This window comes from Leclercia sp. W17 (assembly GCF_003336325.1).
GTDB lineage: Bacteria > Pseudomonadota > Gammaproteobacteria > Enterobacterales > Enterobacteriaceae > Enterobacter.
In genome coordinates this window covers 2,977,929-2,994,037 of record NZ_CP031101.1, presented here as the reverse complement: position 1 = coordinate 2,994,037, position 16,109 = coordinate 2,977,929, and the positions used below count along the sequence as shown (strand labels likewise).

Below are 16,109 nucleotides of genomic sequence, written 5' to 3'. Positions count from 1 at the left end.
TCGAGCGGGTAAGTGTGTTGCGCGGCGGGCGGGATGTAATGGGTAAGAGTCTGTATTCGGATGCTTTTCAGAAAAGCTGCAAACACCTGCGCGGGACAGGGCGTCTTACGAAAGGGGGATATTGCGCTGATTTACCGTGCTTTTTCAGACAAATGATAAGCAAAGCTTACGGTTTCAGTCATTTACCCTTAGCGGATTCGCTTATATACTCGTGGGTCTGCTATCAGCAAACAGACGGATTTCATGTACCAACCTGTCGCACTATTCATAGGCTTACGTTATATGCGTGGGCGCGCCGCGGACCGCTTCGGTCGCTTCGTCTCCTGGCTTTCTACCATTGGCATTACGCTTGGCGTGATGGCGCTGGTGACGGTTCTCTCCGTCATGAACGGCTTTGAGCGCGAGCTGCAAAATAACATTCTGGGGCTGATGCCGCAGGCGATCCTCTCATCCAGCAGCGGGTCGGTGAATCCGCAGCAGCTGCCAGAAAGCGCCGTCAAGCTCCAGGGCGTAAGCCGCGTGGCGCCGATCACCTCCGGTGACGTGGTGCTACAGAGCGCCCGCAGCGTGGCGGTCGGGGTGATGCTCGGCATCGACCCGGCGCAAAAGGATCCCCTGACGCCGTATCTGGTTAACGTCAAACAGAGCGATCTGGCTCCCGGCCAGTACAACGTCATTCTCGGCGAACAGCTTGCCGGCCAGCTCGGCGTCAACCGCGGCGATCAGCTGCGGGTGATGGTTCCGTCTGCCAGCCAGTTTACCCCGATGGGGCGTCTGCCGAGCCAGCGCCTGTTTAACGTAATCGGCACCTTCGCCGCCAACAGCGAAGTGGATGGCTACCAGATGCTGGTCAATATCCAGGACGCGTCGCGCCTGATGCGTTACCCGCTCGGCAACATCACCGGCTGGCGTCTGTGGCTCAACGAGCCGCTGAAGGTCGATGTGTTAAGCCAGCAAACCCTGCCGGAAGGCACCAAATGGCAGGACTGGCGCGAACGCAAAGGCGAGTTGTTCCAGGCCGTGCGCATGGAAAAAAACATGATGGGCCTGCTCCTGAGCCTGATTGTGGCGGTTGCCGCCTTTAACATCATTACCTCGCTGGGCCTGATGGTGATGGAGAAGCAGGGCGAAGTGGCGATCCTGCAAACCCAGGGGCTGACGCCGCGGCAGATCATGGCGGTCTTTATGGTGCAGGGCGCCAGCGCCGGGATTGTCGGCGCGCTGCTCGGCGCGCTGCTCGGTACGCTGCTTGCCAGCCAGCTTAATAATTTAATGCCGATTATCGGCGCGCTGCTCGACGGCGCGGCACTGCCGGTGGCCATTGAGCCGCTGCAGGTAGTGGGCATTGCGCTGGCTGCGATGGCCGTTGCCTTACTCTCCACGCTTTATCCTTCATGGCGCGCTGCCGCCACCCAACCCGCTGAGGCTTTACGTTATGAATAAGATCCTGTTGCAATGCGACAACCTGTGCAAACGCTATCAGGAAGGCACGGTGCAGACGGACGTCCTGCACAATGTCAGCTTCAGCGTCGGGGAAGGGGAGATGATGGCGATTGTCGGCACCTCCGGCTCCGGGAAAAGTACCCTGTTGCACCTGCTCGGCGGGCTGGATACGCCGACCTCCGGGGACGTGGTCTTCTCCGGCACGCCGCTGAGTACCATGTCATCTGGCGCGAAGGCCGATCTGCGTAACCGCGAGCTGGGCTTTATCTATCAGTTCCACCACCTGCTGCCGGACTTTACGGCGCTGGAAAACGTGGCGATGCCGCTGCTGATCGGCAAAAAGAAACCGGCTGAAATCAACGCCCGCGCCAGCGATATGCTGAAAGCGGTGGGGCTGGGCCACCGCGGCAATCATCGGCCTTCCGAGCTCTCCGGCGGCGAGCGCCAGCGTGTGGCGATTGCCCGTGCGCTGGTGAATAATCCGCGCCTGGTGCTGGCGGATGAACCCACCGGTAACCTGGATGCCCGCAACGCCGACAGCATCTTCCAGCTCCTCGGCGAACTCAACGCTTCTCAGGGAACCGCCTTCCTGGTGGTGACCCACGATCTGCAGCTGGCAAAACGCATGTCCCGCCAGCTGGAGATGCGTGACGGTCGTCTGAATACCGAACTGACCCTGATGGGGGCAGATTGATGGCTTCACCGTTATCATTACTCATCGGCCTGCGTTTTAGTCGGGGCCGCCGCCGCAGCGGCATGGTGTCGCTCATCTCGGTCATCTCCACCGTCGGTATCGCGCTGGGCGTGGCGGTGCTGATCGTTGGCCTCAGCGCCATGAACGGCTTCGAGCGCGAGCTGAACAACCGCATTCTGGCGGTGGTGCCGCACGGCGAAATTGAGCCGGTTAACCAGCCGTGGAATAACTGGAACGACGCCCTGAATAAAGTGGAAAAGGTGCCGGGCATTGCCGCGGCTGCGCCCTATATTAATTTCACCGGGCTGGTTGAGAGCGGCGCAAACCTGCGCGCCATCCAGGTGAAAGGGGTTAACCCGCGCCAGGAAGAGAAGCTCAGCGCGCTGCCGCAGTTTATTCAGAAAGAGGCCTGGGCCAACTTTAAAGCTGGCGAACAGCAGATCATCCTCGGCAAGGGCGTGGCCGACGCGCTGAAAGTGAAGCAGGGCGACTGGGTCTCGATCATGATCCCGAACGCCAGCGCCGATCATAAGCTGCAGCAGCCGAAGCGCGTGCGTCTGCACGTGACCGGTATTTTGCAGCTAAGCGGCCAGCTCGATCACAGCTTTGCCATGGTGCCGCTGGAAGATGCGCGCCAGTATCTCGATATGGGCAGCAGCGTCACCGGGATCGCCATCAAGGTTAACGACGTCTTCAACGCCAACAAACTGGTGCGCGACGCCGGGCAAGTGACCGACAGCTATGTTTACATCAAGAGCTGGATCGGTACTTACGGGTATATGTATCGTGATATCCAGATGATCCGCGCCATTATGTACCTGGCGATGGTGCTGGTGATCGGCGTGGCCTGTTTTAACATCGTCTCTACCCTGGTGATGGCGGTGAAAGACAAGAGCGGCGACATCGCGGTGCTGCGTACCCTCGGGGCAAAAGATGGTCTTATTCGTGCCATCTTCGTCTGGTATGGTCTGCTGGCGGGGCTGCTGGGCAGCCTGTGCGGTGTGGTCATCGGCGTGGTGGTTTCATTGCAGCTGACGCCGATCATCAACGGTCTTGAGGCCCTGATTGGGCATCAGTTCCTGTCGGGCGATATCTATTTTATTGACTTCCTGCCGTCTGAATTGCACTGGCTGGACGTTTTTTATGTGCTGGTTACAGCACTTTTACTGAGTCTGCTGGCAAGCTGGTATCCGGCGCGTCGCGCAAGCCGAATTGATCCGGCGAGGGTATTAAGTGGCCAGTAATTACGTCATGATCCGGTGAGCGTTGCCGCCGGGTCAAAAGAGGAATGCACTATGTATTATGGATTTGATATTGGCGGCACCAAAATTGCGCTGGGCGTATTTGATACCAACCTGAAATTGCAGTGGGAAACCCGGGTTCCCACTCCCCACGAAAGCTACGATGAATTTTTAACCGCCATTGCCGCGCTGGTGGCCCAGGCCGATGAACGCTTCGGCGTGAAGGGCACGGTGGGCATTGGCATTCCGGGAATGCCGGAAACCGACGACGGTACGCTGTACGCTGCCAACGTCCCCGCTGCCAGCGGTAAGCCGCTGCGCGCCGACCTGACCCGCCTCCTTGAGCGCGACGTGCGCCTCGACAACGACGCCAACTGCTTTGCCCTCTCTGAAGCCTGGGACGATGAGTTCCAGCAATATCCACTGGTGATGGGGCTGATCCTCGGCACCGGCGTCGGCGGCGGGATTGTGGTGAACGGCAAACCGGTGACCGGACGCAGCTATATCACCGGCGAGTTTGGTCATATTCGCCTGCCGGTGGATGCGCTGGAGGTGGTAGGGCGTGATTTCCCGCTCATCCGCTGCGGTTGTGGCCAGCACGGCTGCATTGAGAACTACCTCTCCGGCCGTGGATTTGCATGGCTTTATGAACACTTCTATCATCAAAAACGTCAGGCTCCGGAAATCATTGCCCTCTGGGAGCAGGGGGATGAACAGGCTGTAGAGCACGTTGAGCGCTATCTCGATCTGCTGGCGGTCTGTCTGGGGAATATCCTGACCATTGTCGATCCTGACCTGCTGGTGATCGGCGGAGGATTATCGAACTTTACGGCCATCGCCGAACGGTTGTCCGGTCGTTTGCCGCGTCATTTGTTGCCGGTTGCCCGCGTCCCGCGCATTGAGCGCGCACGACATGGCGATGCCGGAGGAATGCGCGGCGCCGCATTCCTCCATCTCACCCGTTAGCCATACGAGGTTTTTATGCTGTCGCGACGGTCACTTCGACTCAGCCGTTTTCGCAAAAACAAACGCCGCTTGCGTGAGCGCTTACGCCAGCGAATTTTCTTCCAGGATGTGGCAATGCCGGAATTGATGGAAAAACCAAGAGTACTGGTCCTGACCGGGGCGGGGATCTCCGCAGAGTCGGGCATTCGAACGTTTCGCGCGACCGACGGGTTGTGGGAAGAACATCGGGTTGAAGATGTGGCGACGCCGGAAGGTTTTGCCCGTAACCCGCAGCTGGTGCAGGAATTCTACAATGCCCGCCGCCGTCAGCTGCAGTCGCCGGAGATCGCCCCTAACGCGGCGCATCTGGCGCTGGCTAAACTCGAAGAGGCGCTGGGGGATCGTTTCCTGCTGGTGACGCAGAACATCGATAACCTGCATGAGCGCGCGGGCAACCGCAACGTGCTTCATATGCACGGTGAATTGCTGAAGGTGCGTTGTTCCAGCAGCGGCCAGGTCTTTAGCTGGACCGGCGATGTGACCTCCGATGACAAATGCCACTGCTGTCAGTTTCCCTCTCCGCTGCGCCCGCACGTGGTCTGGTTTGGCGAAATGCCGCTGGGAATGGACGAAATCTACAGCGCCCTGGCGATGGCGGATCTGTTTATCGCCATTGGCACTTCCGGGCATGTCTATCCGGCGGCAGGATTTGTTCACGAAGCGAAGCTGCACGGCGCGCACACGGTGGAGCTGAACCTTGAGCCGAGCCAGGTGGGCAGCGAGTTTGAAGAGAAAACCTACGGGCTTGCCAGCGAAGTGGTGCCGCAGTTTGTGGATAAGCTTCTTAAGGGGTTGTAAGCGCTTCAATGCGCGAAGAGCAGACGTTTTTCGCGCAAATTTTCAAGGAATGACAGGAACAGGTTATGGATAACCCGCTAATTGTATCGGCCATTATTTTTATTGTGGCGGTAGGGATAGGACTGTGGAGCCAGTATTGCCTGCCTCGCCTTTCTGACAGCAGAAATATTCTGTTCATTCTCTTTTTGTTCCTCGGCATTGTCTCCGCCGGCTCGTGTATATTTAACCTGGTATACCTGCTGTTTACCGGGCAACTTGCGCATGGCGATGTGCAACTGTTTGGCACGATTATTACGCTGGTGGTGCTGTGGAAGCCGCTGATGTATGTGATTGGCAAAATTGATGACGCGTTGCAAAAAATATCGGAGTAAATAGTTGCGCGGCACGAATCAACGCCAGATTATCCGCAAAGCCCTGACAACAATGCAGGACCTTACGCAGTTAAAATAAATAATTAATCTGTTGTTGATTCGACCAGCGCCTCATCAGACCACGGCGTCTCCGGCAGCCTGCGCATAATTCGCCTCATTGCCAGAGCGTCCAGTAAAATGGTTGGCACCATAATAAAAGAGATGAGCCAGAAAAAAGGATTCCTGACGGGGAAAATGGTTGTCCATTTATCCTGTTCATTGACACGCGACAATGTCCGGCTACTCAATCTCGTCACGCAATATTTAAAGGAGTAGTTATTTTCTATCGATATTAAATTAACGGGTGTCATCAGGCCATTCATATAGTTTCTGCACCACGCCCAGGATTCCGCATAACTCAAAAGAGTATCGGCAATATCGGTAGAGAAGCGAGAGACCTGATAAAATAAAGGCGCGTTATCATCGCTGATGATCATCCAGTTTTTTCTTCCATCGGTCGAGGGGGCTTGCCACTTATACTATGTCCGGGAACCCGCAGTTCCGGAACCGTTACTAAAATGGGCTTCAATGTCCTTCCAGTCATAAATCAGCGTTTCGACAGGCCATTTCGCAAAGATATTACGCGTGGGGCGATACGTTTGAACATACACCCGTTGGCGTTTGCGATTCAGCCTGACGAGTAACGTTTTGGGGTGGGTCATGACGACACGCAATGCGTGGATGCTGCTATAGAACATCAGGATGAGTATAATCTCAACCAGAATAAATATGGGAGAATACCCAATAATTGGGCCAATAAAACAAATAGATAACAGAAGTGGGATTAATGTCAGAAGTGGCATCGTTACGCCAAGCCATTCGCTTCTGGGGACGTTTCTTATGATATCACAATAAATATCATTGACGGCGACTACACCGAATAGGGGCGGCGCTTTTTTCTGCGTTTTTTTTGACATAATGAGCCCTTTTATGATGTTGCCTGTAATCCTTTAAATCAGGAAACTCAATGCTCATGTCTTGTTAACGGTAGTAAAAATAATGTCGATGCAGAAAAAAGAGAATAAAGAGAATAAAGAATATTACTGTTCAGCTTCATATGTACTTATCCTTGTACCATTGAGTTATGCCGGGTCGAAACCCGGCATATTATTGCATTAACGACCCGCCTTCAACTTCTGGTAATACTCTTCATACAGGCGGCTGGCGTCGCCCACATCGTTCTGCCACTCGCCTTTACTGATGGTCTGCGCATCCGGGTAGAGCGACTTGTCATTCGCCACTTCCGGGCTCAGCAGCTTGCGGGCGGCGAGGTTTGGTGTCGGGTAGCCGATGGTCTCTGCCACCTGTTTTGCCACATCCGGGCGCAGCAGGAAGTTAATCAGCTTCAGGGCACCGTCCACGTTTTTGGCATTAGATGGAATAGCCAGGCTGTCCATCCAGAAGATCCCGCCCTCTGCAGGCCACACTACTTCCAGCGGCGTACCGGCCTGACGCGCGACGTAGGCCGACCCATTCCACACCATCCCCACGTTGACTTCCCCTTCCATATACGGGTTCGCCGGGTTGTCGGAGTTGAAGGCGGCCACGTTAGGCATCAGTTTTTGCAGCTCGTGGTAAGCCGCTTCAATCTCTTTCGGATCGGTGGTATTGCCGGAGTAGCCCAGCTTACGCAGCGCAATCTGGAACACTTCGCGGGCGTCGTCGGTCAGCAGCAATTCGCCTTTATAGTCTGGTTTCCACAGGTCGGCCCAGCTCGTCACCGATTTAGGATCCATCGCTTCGCTGTTGATCCCAATTGCCGTTGCGCCCCAGATGTACGGAATAGAGTAATCGTTATTCGGGTCAAACGGCTTGTTGAGCATCTCCGGATCGAGGTTTGAAAAATTGGTTAGCTTCGATTTGTCGATCTTCTGGATCATGCCCTCTTTGCGCATCTTGTCGACGAAATAGGTCGACGGGACCACCAGGTCGTAGGCGCCATCTTTATAGGTTTTGAGCTTGGCATACATGGTTTCATTCGACTCGTAGGTCGAGTAGATCACCTTGATGCCAGTCTCTTTAGTGAACTGCTCCAGCAGGCCTGGCGGCACATACTCGGTCCAGTTATAGAAATAGAGCGTTTTACTGTCGTCCGCGTGTGCAGCGCTAATACCCATTGCGAGAGCGCCTGCCGCGAGCAGGTGGCGTGACCATTTTTTCATTAATACGTCCCCTGAGATTTTGTTTTATCACGAGCAATAAGCTGGCTGGCGATCACCAGAACCAGCGATAACATCAACAGTATGGTCGCCAGCGCGTTCACCTCCGGTGAGACACCGACTTTCACCATTGAATAGATCTTCAACGGCAGAATTTCATAGCTCGGCCCGGTGACGAATGACGAAACCACCACGTCATCCATCGACAGGGTAAAGCTGAGCAGCCATCCCGCGGCCACGGCGGGCATCGCCAGCGGCAGGATAATTTTGCGCAGAATGGTCATCTCGCTGGCACCCAGATCTTTCGCTGCCTCCAGCATCCGCACGTCAAAGCCTTTCAGACGGGAGTAAACCGTCACCACCACAAACGGCAGGCAGAAGGTGATGTGCGAGAAGAGCAGGGACCAGAAGCCCAGTTGCACCCCCAGCAGCATAAAGAGTACCAGCAGCGAGATAGCCATCACGATGTCCGGAGACATCATCACCACAAACAGCATGCCGCTGACGAAAGGCTTACCGCGAAAACGGTAGCGATAGAGCGCCACCGCCGTCAGGGAGCCAATCAGGGTGGCGAGGGTGGCCGAGAAGATCGCCATCGTCAGGGAGTGCTGCGCCGCCTGCAGCAGGCTGTCGTTATTTACCAGCAGGCTGTACCACTGGGTGGTAAAACCTTGCCAGTTAATGCCAAAGCGCGAGCTGTTAAAGGAGTTCACGATCAGGATAATGATCGGAATGTAGAGGTACGCATAAATCGCGGTCATAAAACCGCCGCGGAGCAGTCGACCGATCATTCAAGTTCCCCTTTACTGTTAAGCAGCCGCGACGCGCGCCAGTAGACCAGCAGCATCAGGCCCATCACCAGGGTCAGGGTGATACTGGTGGCCGAACCGAACGGCCAGTCGCGAATATTGAGGAACTGGCTCTTGATGACGTTACCGATCAGCAGGTTTTTAGCCCCGCCCATCAGGTCAGAGACGTAGAACAGCCCCATCGCTGGCAGCATCACCAGCAGGCAGCCGGCAATGATCCCCGGCATGGTCAGGGGGATGATAATGCGGATAAAGGTCTGGATTTTGCTGGCGCCCAGATCCTTTGCCGCCTCCAGCAGGGGCTTATCCAGCTTCTCAATGCTGGAGTAGAGCGGCATCACCATAAACGGCAGCAGGATATAGACCAGCCCCACAATCACCGCGCCGGGAGTGAACATGATGCGGATCGGGGTATCAATGATGCCCAGCCACAGCAGAAACTCGTTCAGGTAGCCTTTGGTGCTGAGAAAGATCTTCAGGCCGTAGATGCGGATCAGCGAGTTGGTCCAGAAGGGCACAATCAGCAGGAACAGCAGCAGCGGTCGCACTTTCGTCGGCAGCTTCGCCAGGAACCAGGCAAAGGGATACCCCAGCACCAGGCAGGCTACGGTGGCTATCAGCGCCATATTGAGCGAATGGAGCAGGACCTGGAAATAGAGCGGGTCCAGCAGGCGCGCGTAATTTTCCAGCGTAAAGACCAGCGAGACAAAATGGGCGTCGTCACGGGTCAGGAAGCTGGTCGCGATAATCATCAGGTTGGGTAAAAAGACAAATAACACAAGCCAACCGACGATAGTGGCGATCACCACATTCTGGAATTTACTTGTGTTCTTCATCAGCCAGCACAACCTCCCAGCTTTCTACCCAGTTAATGACCATTTTTTGATTGAGCGAGTGGTCGAAATCAGGATCATCTTCGTTAAAGAATTCGCTGACCATCACCATCTTGCCGTTTTCCAGCTCAACGACCGACTCAAGCGTCATGCCTTTGTAGTTGCGCTCGCGGATATAGCCGATTAACCCTTCGACTTCGGTTTCGTCGTGGATCTCATCAACGCGCAGATCTTCCGGACGCAGCAGGACGTTCAACTGCTGTCCCGGCTCAACGGCAAAATTGACGAAGATATTGCAGGCGCGGCCTTCGACGTTAGCCAGCACCCGCTGGTCGTCGAGTCGTTCAATAACGGTAGCACTGAAGATGTTGATTTCGCCAATAAAGCTGGCGACAAACAGGTTTTTCGGCTCTTCGTAGATCTCGCGCGGCGTACCGTCCTGCTCGATTTTGCCGTCGCGCATCACCACGATGCGATCGGACATGGTCAAAGCCTCTTCCTGATCGTGGGTGACAAAGACAAAGGTGATCCCGAGCTTACGCTGCAGCGCCTTTAATTCGTTCTGCATCTGCTTGCGCAGCTTGTAGTCCAGCGCGGAAAGGGACTCATCCAGCAGCAGCAGGCGCGGTTTATTAACCACAGCGCGGGCGATGGCGACACGCTGTTGCTGTCCACCTGAAAGCTGGTGCGGTTTACGCTGAGCGAAGGCTTCAAGCTGGACCATGCGCAGAGCCTCGGTGACGCGCGGGGTGATTTCGCTGGCGGGCGTTTTTTGCATCCGCAGGCCAAAGGCGACGTTTTCAAAAACCGTCATGTGCGGAAAAAGCGCGTAACTTTGAAAGACGGTATTGACGTGGCGGTGTTCAGCAGGGACTTGGGTAATGTCCTGACTGTCCAGATGGATGTGACCGCGATCGACGTTTTCCAGCCCGGCGATAAGGCGAAGCACTGTCGTTTTACCACAGCCTGAAGGGCCAAGTAGTGTAAGAAATTCGCCGTTGTTGATCGTTAAATCCAGGTCGGAAATGACGGTTTTTCCGTCAAAGCTTTTACGAATTCCGGCCAGTTGCACCAACGGTGACAGTGAAGCTGGTTGTGTATTCAATTTTTGATTCAGTCCCATATCGACGCTGCAAATGCTTATCGCAGCGGGGTTTGTGGTTAACCACCTTGGTGAAACGTAATGAGGGCGGACATTCTACGGGAAAGCGCTGCAATCGCCAATCCTTGTTACCCATTGATAAGCTACATTTATTAGCAAACGACGAGAGAAACGGAAATATTCTCGTTTACGGGATAAAAGTGACCTGACGCAATATTTGGGTTTTGCTGCTTACTGATAATGTTGTCACGAAAAGTGAGGGTGACTGCATGGATAAATTACTTGAGCGTTTTTTACAGTACGTATCGCTGGATACCCAATCTAAGCCGGGTGTCCGCCAGGTGCCAAGCACCGAAGGGCAGTGGAAGCTGTTGCAGCTGTTAAAAAACCAGCTGGAGGAGTTGGGGCTCGTTAACGTGACCTTAAGTGAAAAAGGGACGGTAATGGGCACGCTACCTGCGAATGTGAGCGGTGATATTCCTGCCATTGGCTTTATTTCCCATGTCGATACCTCACCGGATTTTAGCGGTAAAAACGTCAATCCGCAGATTGTTGAGAATTATCGGGGCGGTGATGTCGCCCTTGGCGTCGGTGACGAAGTGCTATCGCCGGTGATGTTCCCGGTATTACACCAGTTGCTCGGCCAGACCCTGATCACCACCGACGGCAAAACGCTGCTGGGGGCTGATGACAAAGCGGGCGTTGCCGAGATCATGACCGCGCTGGCGGTGCTGAAAAACAACAACGTGCCGCACGGCGATATCCGTGTGGCCTTTACCCCCGATGAAGAGGTGGGCAAAGGGGCGAAGCATTTTGACGTTGAGGCGTTCGATGCCCGCTGGGCCTACACCGTCGATGGCGGTGGCGTGGGTGAGCTGGAGTTCGAGAACTTCAATGCGGCATCGGTGAATATCCGTATCGTCGGCAACAACGTCCACCCGGGCACCGCGAAAGGGGTGATGGTGAACGCGCTGTCGCTGGCGGCGCGCATTCATGCCGAAGTCCCGGAAGATGAAAGCCCGGAAAAAACCGAAGGCTATGAGGGCTTCTACCACCTCACCAGCATCAAAGGGACGGTGGATCGCGCCGACATGCACTACATCATCCGTGATTTCAACCGCGAAGGGTTTGAAGCGCGCAAACGCAAGATGATGGATATCGCGAAAAAGGTGGGCAAAGGACTCCACCCGGACTGCTACATTGAGCTGGTCATCGAAGACAGCTATTACAATATGCATGAAAAGGTGATCGAGCATCCTTACATCCTTGAGGTGGCACAGCAGGCGATGCGCGACTGCGACGTTGAGCCGCAGCTTAAGCCGATCCGCGGCGGCACCGATGGCGCACAACTCTCCTTTATGGGGCTGCCGTGCCCGAATCTGTTCACCGGGGGCTATAACTACCACGGCAAACATGAGTTCGTGACCCTCGAGGGGATGGAAAAAGCGGTGCAGGTGATTGTGCGGATTGCGGAGCTCACCGCAAAACAATAGTCGCCGTTTGACGCCGGGTGGCGGCTACGCCTTACCCGGCCTACGGTAAACGCGTAGGCCGGGCAAACAACGTGCCGCCCGGCATTTCCACACATGAGGAGGGAACCTCATATGTCAAACTACCGTCGACATTATGTGCCAGGCGGAACCTGGTTTTTCACCGTTAACCTGCAAAACCGGCGCAGCGATCTGCTGACGCGTCATATCGATACGCTTCGTGCGGCAACGCAATGTGTTAAATGCCGCAAACCTTTTCTGATTAATGCCTGGGTGATCCTGCCGGAACATATGCACTGTATCTGGACGTTACCCGAAAATGACACGGATTACTCCGGCCGCTGGAGATACATCAAAAAGACCTTCACCCGCGTGCTGGGGATGCCAGGCATCTGGCAGCCACGCTTCTGGGAACATACCATCCGGGACGAAAACGACCTGCGGCGACATACGGATTACATCCATATCAACCCGCTGAAACATGGCTATGTGACGCGCGTGAAAGCGTGGCCATATTCCACTTTTTATCGTGATGTACGGGAAGGGATATACCCGGAGGATTGGGCTGGGGAGATAGAGGATTTTGACACCGGAGAGCGGCGATAAAAAAGCCGGGTGGCGGCTGCGCCTTACCCGGCCTACGGTTGCGATTTTGTAGGCCCGGTAAGCGAAGCGCCACCGGGCGTTGTCACAGACGACGTTGTAGGCCGGGCAAACGCAGTGCCGCCCGGCAACCCACAAACGACTCAGTCCTCGAAGAACCAGTACCCGCTGTTCACCAGCGCGGCCATCATCGCGAGGAACGACGGATCGTCCAGCGCATCGCCGAAATGATCGGCAGTCAGCACCATATGGCTGGCAAGAGCCTCCAGCGCCGGACGGTGCGGGGAATCCAGCTGCTCGCCATTGACATACACCGCTTCGCCAATGCGTAACACCCGCAATCCACCCAGACGCGCCAGCTTGTCGCCCTGCTGAAGCGCATCATAGATTTCATCCGGCTGATACGGCGGTTCCGGCAGGGAGACGTCCAGCTCGTGACGGGACTGACTGATAAACTCCCCGAACCACTGGTTGAAATGTTCCGGCTGGTTGATCATCTCCAGCATCATTCCGCGCAGCTGATCCAGCTCCTGCGGCAGAATATCGGCCGGATGTTCGCGGGAAGGGACCGCCGGATCGCTGAAGCGCTGGCTGCCCAGTTCGCGCTGCAGGACGTAATCGGCAAACCCGCTGATCATCTCGCGGCCGCTTGGGGCACGGAAACCGACTGAATAGTTCATCGAGTTCTCAAGGGAGTACCCCTCGTGCGGGAAGCCCGGTGGAATATAGAGAATATCGCCCGGCTCCAGCTCTTCGTCGATGATGCCGACAAACGGATCGACCTGCAGCAGGTCAGGGTGCGGACAGTGCTGTTTCATCGGCACCTTTTCACCCACGCGCCAGCGGCGGCGGCCGGTACCCTGGATAATAAACACGTCGTACTGATCCAGATGCGGGCCAACGCCGCCCCCGGGCACAGAGAAGGAGATCATCAGATCGTCCATCCGCCAGTCGGGCAGGGCGCGGAATGGCAGCATCAGAGCTGCGGCGGGCTGGTGCCAGTGGTTAACTGCCTGCACCAGTAACGACCAGTTGCTCTCGCCCAGATGGTCGTAGCTTTCAAACGGGCCGTGGCTCACCTGCCATTTACCGTCCTGATGGCTGACGAGACGACTGTCGACTTCGCTCTCCATGGCCAGGCCAGCCAGCTCATCGGGAGAGATCGGATCGACGAAATTGGCGATGCCGCGTTTCAGGACAACCGGACGTTTTTGCCAGTAACGTTCGATAAAGTCGGGCCAGTTAAGAGCTAATTGATAATCCATATTTATATTCCGCAGGCTTTTAATGACTCGGATTATAACGGAAGCTCGGCAGCCTGCGTGTGAGAATCACGCTTTTTTCACCCTGGGGTTTAACTATCGTCGCTTGTCAGATGCTGACGACCAAAAATTGCCTCCATTCGGGCACCACCCAGCAGGCTGTCGCTGGTTTCGATTCTGCCGCCATACTGCTCCACAATGTCCCGGGCGACCGAAAGACCGACCCCCTGACCGGGGCGCAATGTGTCGGCGCGCTGGCCGCGATCGAAGACCTGGTCACGTTTGCCCTGAGGGATCCCGGGGCCATCATCCTCAACGATAACATGCAGCTGGTCCTCTCCCTGACGGGCGGAGACTTCAACAAACTCCAGGCAATATTTACAGGCGTTATCCAGCAAGTTGCCCATCACTTCCATAAAGTCATTTTTTTCGCCGACGAAGCTGATTTCCGGGGAGATATCGAGGGTAATGTTCACCCCCTTGCGCTGGTAAACTTTGTTCAGCGCCGAAGTCAGACTGTCGAGCAGCGGGGCGACGGGATGCAGCTCCCGGCTCAGCAGGGTGCTGCCGGTGCGCATGCTGGCCCGGTGCAGGTAGTAACCAATCTGCTGGGAGATACGGCTGATCTGCTCCAGCATCACGGGTTCTGCTTCTTCGGCGCTCAGCTTCGCGCTGCGCAGGGATCGCATCGTGCTCTGCATGACCGCCAGCGGGGTTTTCAGGCTGTGGGTCAGATCGGTGAGGGTGGTGCGGTACTTATCGTAACGTTCGCGCTCGCTTTTCAGCAGCCGGTTAAGATTGCGCACCAGGCTGGTGAGTTCCCGGGTAGTGTTCGGGTCGAGTTTTTCACGGTGATGTTCTTCCAGCTCGCGCACCTCTTTCGCCAGCGACTCGATAGGACGCAGGCTCCACCAGGCGGCCAGCCAGAGCAGGGGGATCACCAGCAGCAGGTTGGCGGCGAGCACGTAGACGAACCAGTTCCACACCATATAGGAACGTTTAAGCTCAACCGGAATGGTGTCGATGACCACAATCGTCAGCTGGGGCATCTGGAGGGTCGCGGGGTAGATATTTACCGCCACCGAGTGGGTCAGCTCGCTGTCGTCGTCATCCTCGCGGATCTCGGCCAGCTCCCGCTGCATCTTCCGGTCGTTACCGACCAGCACGCTGGTGGCATCAACATTGGCTTCCAGCTCATGAAAGCCGTTGGCTCTTAACCACTCCGGGCGGATGCTTTTAATCAGCCACGGCACGTCGCGCTGGGCCCACAGCAGCCTGCCTTTTTCATCATAAATCAGCAACATGGTCGGGCTCTGGCGATCCAGATGCTCCGGCATATCGATGCTGATTTTATTGTCTTCCCATCTGGCGAGGGTATAGAAGAGATTGCTTTCGCCGCGCAGCAGGCGGAAGGTAGTTTTGTCGAAACTGACGCTGTAGCCCACCAGCGCGACCATGCCGTAGGCCAGGGAGAGCACCAGCACCACTACTGCTGTCGCCAGCAGGAATCGAAACCGCAGCGACAGCGGCAGAAAGTGACGCAGGAGATTTTTCATTTAGCGTAATTCGAAAAGATAGCCCTGCCCGCGCACGGTGGTGATGACATCCTCCGGGTACTGCGCCTGAATTTTCTTACGCAGACGCCCCATCAGAACATCGATGGTGTGGCTTTCGCGCAGCTCCGCGTCAGGGTAGAGCTGGAGCATCAGGGAATCTTTGCTCACCACCTTGCCGCTGTTACGGATCAGCGTCTCCATAATGGTGTACTCAAAAGCCGTCAGCTTAATCACCTCGTCATTTATCGCCAGTTCGCGACGGGAGAGATCGACCTGAAACGGCGGAATGGAGATCACCTGCGAGGCCAGACCGCTGTTGCGGCGCATCAACGCCTGCATGCGGGCGGCAACTTCTTCAATATGGAAAGGTTTGGTGACGTAGTCATCGGCACCGGCGCTGAGCACTTTAACCTTATCCTGCCAGCCTTCGCGGGCGGTTAAAACCAGTACCGGCAAAGAGACATCGTGGCTGCGCCAGCGGCGGATCAGCGACAGACCATCTTCATCAGGCAGACCCAGGTCAACGATGGCGATATCGGGCAGATGTTCATTGAGATAGTAATCGGCTTCTTTGGCATCTTCAGCATCATCCACCTGATGCCCCATCTCCTGAAGCTGAACTTTCAGGTGATGACGTAGCAACGCATTATCCTCAACAACCAGTACGCGCATCATCGCTTCTCCCTAATATGAATGGTCAGAGT

The 16,109-nt window shown here is 55.8% G+C and carries 17 protein-coding genes; 8 read left to right on the top strand and 9 right to left on the bottom strand.

The features are described from left to right. Positions 1 to 243: 243 nt before the first annotated feature. The 6 genes from lolC (at position 244) to DVA44_RS14855 (ending at position 5,552) form a co-directional block, all read left to right on the top strand. Entirely contained in the window at positions 244 to 1,443 is a 1,200-nt protein-coding gene (gene lolC, locus DVA44_RS14880) for a lipoprotein-releasing ABC transporter permease subunit LolC (protein ID WP_114387412.1), read from the top strand. Further along, complete coding sequence (gene lolD / locus DVA44_RS14875) at positions 1,436 to 2,137, top strand: lipoprotein-releasing ABC transporter ATP-binding protein LolD (protein ID WP_103823734.1); 702 nt, start codon at positions 1,436 to 1,438, stop codon at positions 2,135 to 2,137. Before lolC ends, lolD begins: the two co-directional genes overlap by 8 nt. Next, positions 2,137 to 3,381: a lipoprotein-releasing ABC transporter permease subunit LolE gene (lolE, locus tag DVA44_RS14870; RefSeq protein ID WP_114387411.1), complete on the top strand. Its 1,245-nt coding sequence runs from the start codon at positions 2,137 to 2,139 to the stop codon at positions 3,379 to 3,381. The genes lolD and lolE overlap by 1 nt, the downstream gene beginning before the upstream one ends. A gap of 51 nt (positions 3,382 to 3,432) precedes the next feature. Further along, the gene (gene nagK / locus DVA44_RS14865) at positions 3,433 to 4,344 is read left to right on the top strand and encodes an N-acetylglucosamine kinase (protein WP_103823736.1); all 912 of its coding nucleotides are present in this window, start codon (positions 3,433 to 3,435) and stop codon (positions 4,342 to 4,344) included. Between the two features lie 15 nt (positions 4,345 to 4,359). Next, complete coding sequence (gene cobB, locus DVA44_RS14860) at positions 4,360 to 5,181, top strand: Sir2 family NAD+-dependent deacetylase (RefSeq protein WP_114387410.1); 822 nt, start codon at positions 4,360 to 4,362, stop codon at positions 5,179 to 5,181. 65 nt (positions 5,182 to 5,246) lie between these two features. After that, entirely contained in the window at positions 5,247 to 5,552 is a 306-nt protein-coding gene (locus DVA44_RS14855) for a hypothetical protein (protein ID WP_114387409.1), read from the top strand. 83 nt (positions 5,553 to 5,635) lie between these two features. Here DVA44_RS14855 and DVA44_RS14850 read toward each other — a convergent pair whose 3' ends face one another. The 6 genes from DVA44_RS14850 to potA form a co-directional block, all read right to left on the bottom strand. After that, entirely contained in the window at positions 5,636 to 6,028 is a 393-nt protein-coding gene (locus DVA44_RS14850) for a hypothetical protein (protein WP_114387408.1), read from the bottom strand. Positions 6,029 to 6,070: 42 nt separating this feature from the next. Next, positions 6,071 to 6,508 carry a DUF6708 domain-containing protein gene (locus DVA44_RS14845; protein ID WP_114387407.1) on the bottom strand — a complete coding sequence of 146 codons (438 nt, stop codon included), beginning with the start codon at positions 6,506 to 6,508 and terminating at the stop codon, positions 6,071 to 6,073. A 198-nt stretch (positions 6,509 to 6,706) separates the two neighbouring features. Continuing rightward, positions 6,707 to 7,753 (bottom strand): spermidine/putrescine ABC transporter substrate-binding protein PotD, encoded by a 1,047-nt coding sequence (gene potD / locus DVA44_RS14840; RefSeq protein WP_114315328.1) that lies wholly within the window; start codon positions 7,751 to 7,753, stop codon positions 6,707 to 6,709. Next, positions 7,753 to 8,541: a spermidine/putrescine ABC transporter permease PotC gene (gene potC / locus DVA44_RS14835; protein ID WP_103179124.1), complete on the bottom strand. Its 789-nt coding sequence runs from the start codon at positions 8,539 to 8,541 to the stop codon at positions 7,753 to 7,755. Before potC ends, potD begins: the two co-directional genes overlap by 1 nt. Continuing rightward, positions 8,538 to 9,395 (bottom strand): spermidine/putrescine ABC transporter permease PotB, encoded by an 858-nt coding sequence (gene potB / locus DVA44_RS14830; protein ID WP_114387406.1) that lies wholly within the window; start codon positions 9,393 to 9,395, stop codon positions 8,538 to 8,540. Before potB ends, potC begins: the two co-directional genes overlap by 4 nt. Further along, the gene (gene potA / locus DVA44_RS14825) at positions 9,379 to 10,515 is read right to left on the bottom strand and encodes a spermidine/putrescine ABC transporter ATP-binding protein PotA (RefSeq protein WP_114315327.1); all 1,137 of its coding nucleotides are present in this window, start codon (positions 10,513 to 10,515) and stop codon (positions 9,379 to 9,381) included. The genes potB and potA overlap by 17 nt, the downstream gene beginning before the upstream one ends. A 248-nt stretch (positions 10,516 to 10,763) precedes the next feature. Between potA and pepT the strand changes: the two genes are divergently transcribed. Both pepT and DVA44_RS14815 read left to right on the top strand, forming a co-directional pair. Further along, complete coding sequence (gene pepT / locus DVA44_RS14820) at positions 10,764 to 11,987, top strand: peptidase T (protein ID WP_114387405.1); 1,224 nt, start codon at positions 10,764 to 10,766, stop codon at positions 11,985 to 11,987. A 111-nt stretch (positions 11,988 to 12,098) separates the two neighbouring features. After that, on the top strand, positions 12,099 to 12,590 hold the full coding sequence (locus DVA44_RS14815; protein WP_114387404.1) for a transposase: 492 nt from the start codon (positions 12,099 to 12,101) through the stop codon (positions 12,588 to 12,590). 140 nt (positions 12,591 to 12,730) lie between these two features. Here the strand turns inward: DVA44_RS14815 and DVA44_RS14805 are convergent, their stop codons facing one another. The 3 genes from DVA44_RS14805 to phoP all read right to left on the bottom strand — a co-directional run bounded on the left by DVA44_RS14805 (position 12,731) and on the right by phoP (position 16,077). Then, positions 12,731 to 13,852 carry a cupin domain-containing protein gene (locus DVA44_RS14805; protein WP_114315324.1) on the bottom strand — a complete coding sequence of 374 codons (1,122 nt, stop codon included), beginning with the start codon at positions 13,850 to 13,852 and terminating at the stop codon, positions 12,731 to 12,733. 89 nt (positions 13,853 to 13,941) lie between these two features. Beyond that, on the bottom strand, positions 13,942 to 15,405 hold the full coding sequence (gene phoQ / locus DVA44_RS14800; RefSeq protein WP_114387402.1) for a two-component system sensor histidine kinase PhoQ: 1,464 nt from the start codon (positions 15,403 to 15,405) through the stop codon (positions 13,942 to 13,944). Beyond that, positions 15,406 to 16,077 (bottom strand): two-component system response regulator PhoP, encoded by a 672-nt coding sequence (phoP, locus tag DVA44_RS14795; protein ID WP_114387401.1) that lies wholly within the window; start codon positions 16,075 to 16,077, stop codon positions 15,406 to 15,408. Positions 16,078 to 16,109 lie beyond the last annotated feature (32 nt).